The following is an 11,175-nucleotide window of genomic DNA, read 5'->3' on the forward strand; positions in this document are numbered from 1 at the left end:
GTTCGTGCCGTGATGCGTGAGGCGGTACAAGTGATTGAACACGGCAATCGCCAGGGCGGTACCGACCGGATATCGCCAAGTGCCGGGGCCGCGGCGAACAGTCGTAGCCTGAAGAGGTAGGGACAGGCTCCCGCCCATGTGGGCGCGGGAGGCGGCGATGCGATACGACGACCGCAGGGCGGCCGGGCGGGTACTGGCCGAGGCGCTTCAGGAGCTGCGCGGCCAGGATGTGGTGGTGCTCGGGCTGCCGCGGGGCGGGGTGCCCGTGGCGGCCGAGGTGGCCCAACGTCTCGGCGCCCCGCTGGACGTGCTGGTGGTGCGCAAGCTGGGCGTGCCCGAGCAGCCGGAGTGGGGTTTCGGGGCGATCGGTGAGCACGGGGTCCGCGTCCTCAACCGGGACGTGATCGGCGAGGCCGGGCTGGGTTCCGCCGAGCAGGAGGCCGTCGAGGCGGCCGAGCGGGCCGAGCTGGAACGGCGCGTACGGAGTTACCGGCGAGGGCGGGGCGCGCTGCCGATGGCCGGCCGTACGGCCGTCGTGGTGGACGACGGGCTCGCCACCGGGGCCACGGCCGAGGCCGCGTGCCGGATCGTACGAGGTCAGGGCGCGATTCGGGTCGTGCTCGCCGTGCCTGTCGGTCCGGAGCACAGCGTCGCCCGGCTGCGGCAGGTGGCCGACGAAGTCGTCTGCCCGCAGACGCACCCGGTGCTCGGCTCGGTGGGCGCCTGGTACCGGGACTTCGCCCAGGTCTCGGACGCCGAGGTCACGTCCCTGCTGGCGGAGACCGCCCGGTCCATGTCCCGCTCCCCCACCGCGGCCGCGCCCGCGAACCGCGAGGTGCTGATCCCGGCCGCCGGAGCACAGCTGGGCGCCCGCCTGGTCGTGCCGGAGGGGGCGCCGGCCGCCGTGGCGTTCGCGCACGGCAGTGGCAGCGGCCGGCACAGCCCGCGCAACCGGTACGTCGCCACCGCCCTCAACCGCGTGGGACTGGCCACCCTGCTGCTGGACCTGCTCACCGACGACGAGGCGCACGACCGGCACAACGTCTTCGACATCCTCCTGCTCGCCCGGCGCCTGCACGCCGCGTCCGTGTGGCTGCGCCGGGAGACCGGCCTGCCCGTCGCCTACTTCGGGGCCAGCACCGGAGCCGCCGCCGCGCTGGAGGCGGCCGCGCTGTCGGGCTCCGAGATCCGCTCGGTCGTCTCCCGCGGCGGCCGCCCGGACCTGGCAACTCCGGCGGCGCTGACCCGTGTTCGGGCGCCGACGCTGCTCATCGTCGGCAGTCGCGACACGCAGGTGCTCAGCCTCAACCGCCTCGCCGCCGACCGGCTGCACTGCGAGCACCGGATCGCCGTCGTCCCGGGCGCCACGCACCTCTTCGAGGAACCCGGCACCCTCACCACCGTCGCCGAACTGGCCCGCGATTGGTTCACCACGCATCTCGACCAGCCCACCGCGAGGACGCCGCGTCGTTCCGCTTAGCCCGGGGCGCTGGTTCTCGGCCGCCGGAGGGCCTGGTTCCGTCAATTCCGGGGTCATGGAGATTGCGTAAAGACCATCTGTTTAAATTTCCACCATCTGCACGGAGAGGGACCTCCACGTGAGCGAACCGAACCGCCCCGTCTGCCCCGAGTGCGGCACCCCTCGCGCGACGGACGGCACACCGGCCTGCTCGTGCGGCCGCCTCGCGTCCGACGCCCGTCGCGAGACGCGCACGGCTGAGGCGGCGGCCGCGGAGGACTTCGATCCGGTGCGGATACGGCCGTTCGTGGAGCTCGGTGGCGGCTCAGGGGAGGACGGGGATCCGGACGACCGGGATCCGGACGACCCGCCCACCATCTCCTCGACGGCGACGCCTGCCGCCGACCCCGGCCTCTGCGAGGCGTCCCAACTCTGCGAAGACGAACGGCAGCCGGCGGACGCGCAGACCCCGGCGGGCACCCGACGCGGACGCCGCACCCTCGTGATCACCGGGGCCGGCGCCGCGCTGGCCGTGTTGCTGACGGGAGCCTTCGTCAGCGGGCTCTTCACGTACGACAGCCCCTCGCGAGACGGTTCGCCGCCCGACGGTGTGCGGGCGCCCCTGCCCGACGGTTCGACCCCGCAGGACAACTCCCCTGGGGAGCAGTCGAACGGCACGTCCTCCGCGGCGGCGTCCGCCAGCCCGACCGTGTCGCCGAGTACGCCCCCGACGGACGGCTCGGACGATCCGAACCACCCCTCCACCACGCCGACCGGCGCCCCGCCCGGCCCCGGCACCACCGCGAGTGCCTCCCCCACCACCGCGCCGAGCGCCCCGCAGGACGCGGCCCCGGTCCTCCGACTCGGCGACCAGGGACCGGAAGTCACCGAACTCCAGCTCCGCCTGCGCCAGATCGGCCACTACGGCGGAGACATCGACGGCGACTACGACCGCGAGGTCGAGAGCGCGGTACGCACGTACCAGCTCACCCGCGTCATCCTCGGCGACGAGTCCGGCGTGTACGGCACGGCGACCCGGAAGTCACTCGAAGCCGAGACCTCGGAGCCGTGATTCTGCGCCGCGTTTTCTGCGCCGTGATGCAGCCCCGCGGGGTCATGGCCGCCGGTCCGCAGCGTCGGTGCCGGTGCCGGTGCCGCGGGACAGGATCCGGCACGCAAACGCTCGCTCCTCGGCCTCACCGCCCCCGTCCGTCACCCGGTACACGGAAGCGCCCGGGGCCCGGGACACGGTCTCCGTGAGCCGGCCGTCCGTGAAGAGGGCGCCGGCGCCGTCATCGAGGGCCCATCCGGCGGGCAGGGCGCCCGTCGCCACGGCGGCCCGGTAGGAAGGGCGGCGCCCGGGTTCGCTGTCGTAGTGCGGGCACACCGATCCCGGCAGCAGGCCCAGGCCGTCCGGCAGGAAGGTGAGCGGGCCGAAGGAGTCGGTGTGCGAGCTCTCGGCCCAGCAGTTGGCACCCGCGCTGATGCCGCACATCAGGGTTCCCCGGTCGTAGGCCTCGCGCAGCAGCCGGTCCACGCCGTGCACGCGCCACACGGCGAGGAGGTTCGCGGTGTTGCCGCCGCCCACATAGACGACGTCCTGAGCGAGCACGAAGGCCCGCAGCGCGTCGTCGTCGAGCTTCCTCTCGAACAGCCGCAGGACGGAGGGCTCGCAGTCCAGCCGGTGGTGGAACGCGGCGAGGAACTTCTCGATGTACGCGGGGGCGTCACCGCTGGCGGTGGGCACGAAGCAGACCTTGGGGCGCGGCGTACGCGCCTGCCCCAGCACCCAGTTGTCCAACAGGCCGTCCTCGTCGGTGGAGAAACCTCCGCCGAGGAGTGCCAGGCGATGCAGGTGGCTCACGTCGTCCCCTCCAGCAGCTCGGCGACGGTCGTCACCCGGACCAACGGCCGGTACAGGTCCATCACCTGCAACGCCTTGGCGTGCGTGTCGTCGTCCGCGCCCGCGCAGGCGTCGGCGACGACCAGCACCTCGACGCCCGCGTCGGCGGCCGCCAGGGCCGTCGACAGGACGCAGCAGTCGGTGCTGACACCGGCCAGGACCAGGCGGCCCTCCGAGGTGGTGCGCCGGGCCAGTTCCGGGGTCCACTTGCCGAAGGTGGTGGCGTCCAGTACGTGCCGTGCGTCGGCGGCGAACTCGTCCGTCAGCTGCCAGAGCCGGGCCTGTGGAGGTTGCCGGGCGAAGGGGTTCTGCTCGTAGTACGTCCGCCAGGCGCCTTCCGGTTCGCCGGGTGCCACGAAGCGGGTGAACGTGACCCGGTCTCCGAAGGCCGGCAGCAGGCGCCGTACGCCTGCCGCCGCTTCGGCGAATCGCGGGGCGGCCCATGGGCTGTCGGGGTCGGCGAAGACGCGCTGCATGTCGATGACGGCGAGCCACCCGGTGGTCATACGGTCGCCCCCGCGTCCGCCGCCGGGCTCGGCGCCTGCGCCTCCTGTTCCCGGACGCGTCCGCGCCGCAGCACCAGCGTGCCGAGGAAGCCGAGCGCGAGGGCCGCGAGGACGCCGAGGTTGGCGTAGGCCCAGGCGCCGGACCTGCCGCCCAGGCCCAGGGGGCCGAGCAGATAGCCCTGCCACTCCAGCCAGCCCGCCGCCGAGTTGGTGACCAGGCCCCAGCCGAGGGCGGTGGCGCCGAGCGTCAGGAGCAGCGGGGTGAGCGGTACGTCGCCGTAGCGGCCGGCCGGGCGGTACAGGTCGGGCTCGTCGTAGTCGCCGCGGCGCAGGGCCAGGTCGGCGAGCATGATGCCGCACCAGGCGGCGATGGGAACGCCGAGGGTGGTGAGGAAGCCCATGAACGGGCCGAGGAAGTCGTCGGCGACGAACACGATGTAGACCGAGCCCGCGATCATCAGTACGCCGTCGACCAGCGCGGCGACGTAGCGGGGCACGCGCAGGCCCGCCGAGAGCAGGGCCAGTCCGGACGAGGAGATGTCGAGGACCGCGCCGCCGACGAGACCGAGGACGGCGACGACGGCGAACGGGACCAGGAACCAGGTCGGCAGGATCGTCGTCAGCGCGCCGATCGGGTCCGCGGCGACGGCCGCGCTGAGTGCGCTGGAGGAGCCGGCCAGCAGGAGGCCGAAGACCAGCAGGAGCAGCGGCGCCAGTGACGCGCCGAACGCGGTCCAGCCGATCACGCCCCGGCTCGACGCGGTGCACGGCAGATAGCGGGAGTAGTCGGCGGCCGCGTTCACCCAGCCGAGGCCGAATCCGGTCATCATGAAGACGAGCGCGCCGATGAACTCCTGGGCGGAGCCCGCCGGTACGGCGCCGACGGCGGACCAGTGGACGTGGTCGGCGACGAGGGCGACGTAGACGACGGTGAGTACGCCCGTGACCACGGTGATCACGGTCTGCAGCCGCATGATCAGATCGAAGCCCATGACACCGACGACGACGGTCAGCACCCCGACCAGGACGAGGGCTACCGCCTTGGTCCCGGTGCCGCCGCCCCAGCCGAGCCGGCCGAACACGGTCGCGGTGGCCATGGTGGCCAAGGCGCACAGCACGGTCTCCCAGCCGACGGTGAGGACCCAGGAGATCACCGACGGCAGGCGATTGCCGCGCACACCGTACGCGGCGCGGCCCAGCACCATCGTCGGCGCGGAGCCGCGTTTTCCGGCCACGGCGACGAACCCGCACAGCAGGAACGAGAAGACGATGCCGACGGCTCCGGCGACCAGCGCCTGCCAGAACGAGATCCCGAAGCCGAGCGCGAAGGCCCCGTAACTCAGGCCCAGGATGGACACGTTGGCCCCGAACCAGGGCCAGAACAGAGTGCGGGGAGTGCCTTTGCGTTCGGCGTCGGCGATCACGTCGAGGCCGTGGGTCTCCACCTGGAGCTTTCGGCCCGGGGAGCGGCCGTCGAGGGGGTCCGGGGATGTGATCATCCCGGCATCGTCGCACCGCTCACTGCGCCGGGGAAGACGGAGGCCGATCAGCGGTCGTCGAGCCGGTGGGTACCCGTGGGTGCGGGTGGGTGCCGGTGGCTCAGCCCAGCTTCTTCAGCAGTTCGACGGCGAGCGGGGCGGAGGAGGCGGGGTTCTGGCCGGTGACCAGGTTCCGGTCGACGACGACGTTCGGGACCCACGGCTCGCCCACCTGGACCTGCACGCCGGCCTCGGTGAGCCGGTCCTGCAGCAGCCACTTGGCCTTGTCGGCGAAGCCGGCCTGGGTCTCCTCGGCGTTGGTGAACGCCGCCACCCGGTAGCCGGCGAAGGTGTTGGTGCCGTCGCCCTTGGCGGCGGCGAGCAGCGCGGCCGGGGCGTGGCAGACGACGCCCAGCGGCTTGCCGGACTCCAGGGCGAGGGTCAGCAGCTTGCCGGAGTCGGCGTCGACCGCCAGGTCCTCCATCGGGCCGTGACCGCCGGGGTAGAACACGGCGGCGTAGTCGTCGAGGTTCACGTCCTCCAGCCGGACCGCTGCCCGCAGCTCCGTCATCGCGGCGAGTACGGCGGCGATCCGGTCGGCGTTCTCCTGACCGCCGTTGGCCTCGGCCGCGAGGCTGCCCTGGTCGACGGGCGGGACGACGCCGCCCGGCGTGGCCACGACGACCTCGTGACCCGCGGCCTTGAACGCCTCGTACGGGGCTACAGCCTCCTCGGCCCAGAAGCCGGTGGGGTGTTTGGTGCCGTCGGCCAGCGTCCAGTGGTCGGCGCCGGTCATCACGAAGAGGATCTTCGACATGGGGTGCTCTCTCCAGAGGGTCAGTACGTCGCTACCCCGACCGTACGCATGTCCTGCCATTGGAATCCAATAGGCTCATGCATATGAGACATAAAGATTCCGATGGAAAGGCGGAGAGTGTCCAGCCCAGCGGCGTGGGGCAAGTGGACCTGAACCTGTTGCGCACGTTCCTGGCCGTGTACCGCACCGGCTCCTTCACCGCCGCCGCACGTCTGCTGGGCCTGTCCCAGCCGACGGTCACCACACAGATCCGCACGCTGGAGCGGCAGCTGGACCGGGAACTGTTCCAGCGTCTGGCGCGCGGCGTCACCCCGGCTCCCTACGCGGACCAGCTCGCCTCCCGGATCGTCGAACCGCTGGACGCGCTCGCCACCGTCACGAGGCCGGGCGGATCCCTGGACGTCCACCAGCCGGAGCCGGTGCATCTCGCCGGTCCGGCCGAGCTGCTGACCCACCGTGTCATGCCTGCCCTCGCGCCGCTGGTCGACAAGGGCGTACGGCTGCGCATCACCCCCGGCCTGACCGAGCCGCTCCTGGAGGAGCTGCGGGCGGGCCGCTACGACCTGGTGCTCTCGACCTACCGGCCGCGCGGTCGCACGCTGACCTCCATCCCGATGACGGACGAGGAGTTCGTGCTGGTAGCGGCTCCCGCCTGGGCGGAGCGCGTCGGCGGACCGGCGCGGACAGCGGCCGACGGGCCCGCCGCGCTGCACGGCGTGCCGCTGGTCGCCTACGCCGAGGACGTGCCGATCGTGCGCCGCTACTGGCGTCACGTCTTCGGCAGGCGCCTGGTCCGGCACCCGGCGGTCACCATGCCCGACCTGAACGCGGTCAAGGCCGCGGTGGCGGGCGGCACGGGGTTCAGCGTGCTCCCCCGCTACCTGTGCGCCGCGGAGCTGGCCTCGGGCACGCTGGTCCTGCTGCACGACCCGGACGATCCGCCGATCAACACCGGGTTCCTCGTCCAGCGCCCGGGCTCGTCCGGCAACCCGCATGTCGCCCTGGTCCGCGACCACTTGCTGGAGATCCTCCGCGACGGGTGACGCTCCGCTCGACCCGGCCCACGCCCAGCGCCCCACCACCCACGGGGCGCGTTCAGTACTTCTGCGCGCCCGCGACGATCGCCTCGCGGATGCGGTGGTACGTCCCGCAGCGGCAGACGTTGCGGATCTCGTCGAGGTCGGCCTCGCTGATCTCACGGCCCTCCTCGCGGGCCTGGCGGACCTTGGCGACGGCGGTCATGATCTGGCCGGGCTGGCAGTAGCCGCACTGGGCCACGTCGTGCTCCAGCCAGGCCTCCTGCATGGGGTGGAGCTCCTTGCCCACGGTGGCGGGCAGGCCCTCTATGGTGGTGACCTCGTCGGTGGGGCGCAGGTCCTTCACGGGGACCGAGCAGGGGTTGAACGCCTTGCCGTTGATGTGGCTCGTGCAGGCCTGGCAGACGCCGAGTCCGCAGCCGTACTTCGGTCCGGTGACGCCCAGGACGTCCCGCAGCACCCACAGCAGCCGTACGTCGTCCTCGATGTCCACGGTCACGGCCTCGCCGTTGAGGATGAAGGTGTGTTCGGGCACGGTGGCTCCTAGAAGGCGCGGCTCAGGCCGTCGGTGGGGGACGCGGGGATCGGCGGGGTGGTGGGCAGCGGCTCGAAGCCGAGCGGTTCGCCGTGGTTGAGGGGGAACGTCGTCGGCATCGTGCCCGTCGCGCGTCCGTAGGCGCAGGCCACGGCCGCCATCGCGCCCGCGACGGCCAACTCGCCCGCGCCGCCCGGGGTTTCGGTGGTCGGCGGCATGACCACGATCTCCAGCTCCGGTGGGGTGTTCCACTGGCGGGTGTAGAAGTAGTTGTCCCAGCTGCCTTCCAGGAAGTGCCCGCCCGCGAGGTGCAGCCCGGAGCTGAGCGTGATCGCGATGCCGTCCATGATGCCGCCCATCATCTGGGCCTGAAGGCCGCGCGGGTTGACGGCCAGCCCCACGTCCACGGCGCAGACGACCTTGGTGACGCGCGGCCCGGTGTACGCGTCGGGGATCTCGCGTCCGGTGGTCTCCGGGCGGCAGTCGATCTCCGCGAGGACGGCGACGTACGCGTGGTACTCGGGGTGGATCGCGATGCCCTGCGCCGTCCCCGCCGGCATGCTGCGGCCCCACTCCCCCACCTCGGCGACCTTGTCGAGGACGGCCCGCGCCCGCTCGTCCTTGAGGAAGGCGCGGCGGAACGGGTAGGGGTCCTTGCCCATGCGCTTGGCCAGCTCGTCCACCACCAGCTCCTGCGCGCACCGCACGTTGGGCGAGTAGATGTTGCGCATGGAGCCGGTGTTGAAGCCCTTGTCGGTCTCGCTGAGGAGCTGGGTGACGACGCCGAAGTTGTACGGGGTCTGCTGGGTGAGGGTGAAGATCGTCTCGGAGAAGGTGAGGTCGCCGACGGGCAGGCGCGCGGCCTCGGCCGTGATGATCTCTCCGACGCCGTGGCCGAAGTCGGTGGCCACGGAGGTGTGGCGCTGGTCGTAGGTGAGCACCTGGCCGAGCGCGTAGGTGGCGCGCACCCGGGAGGTGGACATGGGGTGGGCGCGGCCCTGGCGGAAGTCGTCGGTGCGGTGCCACATCAGCTTGACGGGCTTGCCCATCGCCTTCGAGATCTCGGCGGCTTCGGCGGCGGCGTCGTGGAAGAGCTTGCGGCCGAACGAGCCGCCGCCCTCCGTCACATGGACCTTGACCGCCGTCACCGGGAGGCCGAGCTTGAGCGCGATCTCCTCCTGGGCGACGATCGGGGTCTTCAGGCTCGCCCAGATCTCGGCCGAGTCCTCGCGTACGTCGGCGATGGCGCAGTTGGTCTCCAGTGCGCTGTTGCTGGCGAAGTGGAAGGTGAAGCGGGCGTCGACGGACTTGGTCAGCAAGTCCAGGGCGGCGAGCGGGAGTTCGGCCTTGCGCAGTTCGGAGCGGATGGAGTCGTCGGAGGCGTCCTGCGCCGTTCCCGGCGCCCAGGCGACCTCCAGCGCGCGTACCGCGTCGATGCACTGGCCGAAGGTGCGGCCGCGCACGGCGACGCCTTTGGAGATGCGGACGGCGTCGGTGATGCCGGGCATGGCCCGCACCTCGTCCAGGTTCCCGACGGAGCGGACGGTGCCGTTGATCGTCGGCGGCCGGCACACCATGGTCGGCAGCGCGTCCGGCACTTGCACGTCCATGGCGAACTTCTTGCGGCCGGTGACCGCCGCCAGCGCGTCGATGCGGCCCCGCGCGGTGCCGATGACCTTGAAGTCGGCGGGCTCCTTCAGGGTCACGGAGACCTGGCCGGTGGCCACCGAGGCGGCCTTCTGGGCGAGTTCGCCGTAGGAGAGGCTCTTGCCGCTCACGGTCGAGGTGATGACCCCCGCCTTCGCGGTCAGGGTGTCGACGACCTCGCCCAGTTCCAGCGCGGCGGCCCGCAGGAGGCGTCCCCGGGCGACGGCGGCCGCGACGCGGATCGGGGTGTAGGTGGAGATGGTGGTGTTGGAACCGCCGGTGACCTGGTTGAACAGCAGCTCGGGCCGTGCGTCGGCGAGCGTGACGCGGATCCTCTCCAGGGGCAGGTCCAGTTCCTCGGCGATGAGCATGGCGCTGGAGGTGGTGATGCCCTGGCCGACCTCGGCGCGCGGGAGGGCGAAGGAGGCCGTGCCGTCCGTGTCGATGCGGATGGTGATCAGGTTCGCCGTGGGGAGCGCGGCGTGGGTGAGCATGTCGTTGAGGTCGTAGATCTCGGCCGGGCCGGGTGCGGAAGGGACCGCCCCGGCCGCCGCGGCCGCCTCGGTCGGCGCGAGGAGCGTCTCACCGAGCGGGGCGGCCACGGTCAAGGTCGAGGCCGCCACCACGTACCCCAGGAACCTGCGTCGGCCGATGCCGTCGGTGGCGGGGGCGGGGACGGACGCGGTGTCCGGCCGCCCCGGGCGGTGTGCTCCCATCGGATGTCCTCCCGACGACGTGGCCTGCGCCCGTGCAGGGCGGCTCCTGACTCTGCACGGCCGGCGCGCGTTCCGGAAGATCCCCGGAGCACTTCGACACGCAACACCCACATCGCGCCTCACCCGTGAGGCCGGTGGCCGCCCAGCGGTGGCTCCCGGCTCACCAGCAGTGCCTCCCGGCTCAGAAACTACCCGTGCGGTACTCGGTGACCGAGGTGGTGGACGTGGCGGTGACGTTGTAGCGGTCACCGCCGGCGTCACGATTGCCCTGGTTGTGGTTGTACTGGAACCGGAAGACGTAGGTGCCGGGGTCGAGAGTGACTCCCGACTTCAGCGTCACTATGTAGTCCACCTCGCCGCTTCTCGACGCGGAGGACACCGACACCTGGTCCCCGATGCTGCTCCAGGTGCCGGTGCTGGCGACGCCGCCCGTCTGGATGATCTTGACGACCACCTTGAGGCTGGTGAGCGCCTTCGTGGACTGTACGGTGACGCGGCTCTGGTCCCAGTAGGCATTGGAGTCGCCCTCCACGACGCCGTCGGACCAGAGGTAGCTGGTCGACTGCTGCACCGAGGGCGGCCGGGGTGCGGAGCTCCGTGTCGTTTCGGTCGTGCCGCCGTCGTCGGTCCTGCCGGAGCCGCCGGAGCCGGTGTTCCCGGCGCCGCCGGGGGCGGGGACATAGACGACCTGCGGGCCCTTGTCCCCTTCCTGCCGCGTAGGTGCGGCCGAGGAGGCGGGTGCGGTCGGCCTACCGCTGTTGGCAGCAGGGGCCTTGTCCTTCACGGCGTCCTTCTTCTCGGCCGCCGTGGTCACCTGGTCCGTGCCGCCGCCGCTGAAGTCGATCTGGGAGACGACCGCCGCGGCGCCCGTGATCACCAGGACCGCGGCCGCGGAACCCCCGACGGCGCTCCAGACCCTGCGGCCGGGCAGGAAGCCGCGCAGCGGTGTGCGCGTCTTGCGGGCGAACAGGTCGGCGAACTCGCCGTCCGAGCGGGTGGGCCGAACGGGGGGCTGCGGCATGAGACGGGTCCTTAGCGATTGGGCTTTGGCAAGCGCGGGAGGGGTTTGACGAAGAC

General features: G+C 72.1%; 10 protein-coding genes. 3 read left to right on the plus strand and 7 right to left on the minus strand.

The genetic code is table 11. The annotated features are described in order from the left end of the window. Positions 1 to 157: 157 nt before the first annotated feature. On the plus strand, positions 158 to 1,480 hold the full coding sequence (locus AB5J49_RS02555; protein WP_369166827.1) for a phosphoribosyltransferase family protein: 1,323 nt from the start codon (positions 158 to 160) through the stop codon (positions 1,478 to 1,480). Positions 1,481 to 1,598: 118 nt separating this feature from the next. Continuing rightward, entirely contained in the window at positions 1,599 to 2,531 is a 933-nt protein-coding gene (locus AB5J49_RS02560; RefSeq protein ID WP_369166828.1) for a peptidoglycan-binding protein, read from the plus strand. Between the two features lie 42 nt (positions 2,532 to 2,573). On the opposite strand, the gene AB5J49_RS02565 is transcribed toward AB5J49_RS02560, so the two are convergent. The 4 genes from AB5J49_RS02565 to AB5J49_RS02580 form a co-directional block, all read right to left on the minus strand. Next, the gene (locus tag AB5J49_RS02565; RefSeq protein WP_369175022.1) at positions 2,574 to 3,314 is read right to left on the minus strand and encodes a Type 1 glutamine amidotransferase-like domain-containing protein; all 741 of its coding nucleotides are present in this window, start codon (positions 3,312 to 3,314) and stop codon (positions 2,574 to 2,576) included. Positions 3,315 to 3,319: 5 nt separating this feature from the next. Then, on the minus strand, positions 3,320 to 3,868 hold the full coding sequence (locus AB5J49_RS02570) for a cysteine hydrolase family protein (protein ID WP_369166829.1): 549 nt from the start codon (positions 3,866 to 3,868) through the stop codon (positions 3,320 to 3,322). Next, positions 3,865 to 5,367, minus strand: a complete 1,503-nt coding sequence (locus tag AB5J49_RS02575) for a cytosine permease (protein WP_369166830.1) — start codon at positions 5,365 to 5,367, stop codon at positions 3,865 to 3,867. Before AB5J49_RS02575 ends, AB5J49_RS02570 begins: the two co-directional genes overlap by 4 nt. 100 nt (positions 5,368 to 5,467) lie before the next feature. Further along, complete coding sequence (locus AB5J49_RS02580) at positions 5,468 to 6,163, minus strand: type 1 glutamine amidotransferase domain-containing protein (protein ID WP_369166831.1); 696 nt, start codon at positions 6,161 to 6,163, stop codon at positions 5,468 to 5,470. An 83-nt stretch (positions 6,164 to 6,246) separates the two neighbouring features. On the opposite strand from AB5J49_RS02580, the gene AB5J49_RS02585 reads away from it, so the two are divergent. Continuing rightward, positions 6,247 to 7,206, plus strand: coding sequence for a LysR family transcriptional regulator (locus AB5J49_RS02585; RefSeq protein ID WP_369166832.1), 960 nt, complete (start codon positions 6,247 to 6,249; stop codon positions 7,204 to 7,206). A gap of 52 nt (positions 7,207 to 7,258) precedes the next feature. Here the strand turns inward: AB5J49_RS02585 and AB5J49_RS02590 are convergent, their stop codons facing one another. The 3 genes from AB5J49_RS02590 to AB5J49_RS02600 form a co-directional block, all read right to left on the minus strand. Then, complete coding sequence (locus AB5J49_RS02590) at positions 7,259 to 7,735, minus strand: (2Fe-2S)-binding protein (RefSeq protein ID WP_369166833.1); 477 nt, start codon at positions 7,733 to 7,735, stop codon at positions 7,259 to 7,261. A gap of 8 nt (positions 7,736 to 7,743) precedes the next feature. After that, complete coding sequence (locus tag AB5J49_RS02595; protein ID WP_369166834.1) at positions 7,744 to 10,098, minus strand: molybdopterin cofactor-binding domain-containing protein; 2,355 nt, start codon at positions 10,096 to 10,098, stop codon at positions 7,744 to 7,746. 181 nt (positions 10,099 to 10,279) lie between these two features. Beyond that, positions 10,280 to 11,119 (minus strand): hypothetical protein, encoded by an 840-nt coding sequence (locus AB5J49_RS02600; protein WP_369166835.1) that lies wholly within the window; start codon positions 11,117 to 11,119, stop codon positions 10,280 to 10,282. Positions 11,120 to 11,175 lie beyond the last annotated feature (56 nt).

Source organism: Streptomyces sp. R28 (assembly GCF_041052385.1).
Lineage (GTDB): Bacteria > Actinomycetota > Actinomycetes > Streptomycetales > Streptomycetaceae > Streptomyces.

Bases quoted from the DNA above. Each gene is read 5' to 3' on its own strand.
- AB5J49_RS02555 (WP_369166827.1), top strand. From the start codon at position 158: ATGCGATACGACGACCGCAGGGCGGCCGGGCGGGTACTGGCCGAGGCG.
- AB5J49_RS02570 (WP_369166829.1), bottom strand. From the start codon at position 3,868: ATGACCACCGGGTGGCTCGCCGTCATCGACATGCAGCGCGTCTTCGCC.
- AB5J49_RS02575 (WP_369166830.1), bottom strand. From the start codon at position 5,367: ATGATCACATCCCCGGACCCCCTCGACGGCCGCTCCCCGGGCCGAAAG.
- AB5J49_RS02580 (WP_369166831.1), bottom strand. From the start codon at position 6,163: ATGTCGAAGATCCTCTTCGTGATGACCGGCGCCGACCACTGGACGCTG.
- AB5J49_RS02585 (WP_369166832.1), top strand. From the start codon at position 6,247: ATGAGACATAAAGATTCCGATGGAAAGGCGGAGAGTGTCCAGCCCAGC.
- AB5J49_RS02595 (WP_369166834.1), bottom strand. From the start codon at position 10,098: ATGGGAGCACACCGCCCGGGGCGGCCGGACACCGCGTCCGTCCCCGCC.
- AB5J49_RS02600 (WP_369166835.1), bottom strand. From the start codon at position 11,119: ATGCCGCAGCCCCCCGTTCGGCCCACCCGCTCGGACGGCGAGTTCGCC.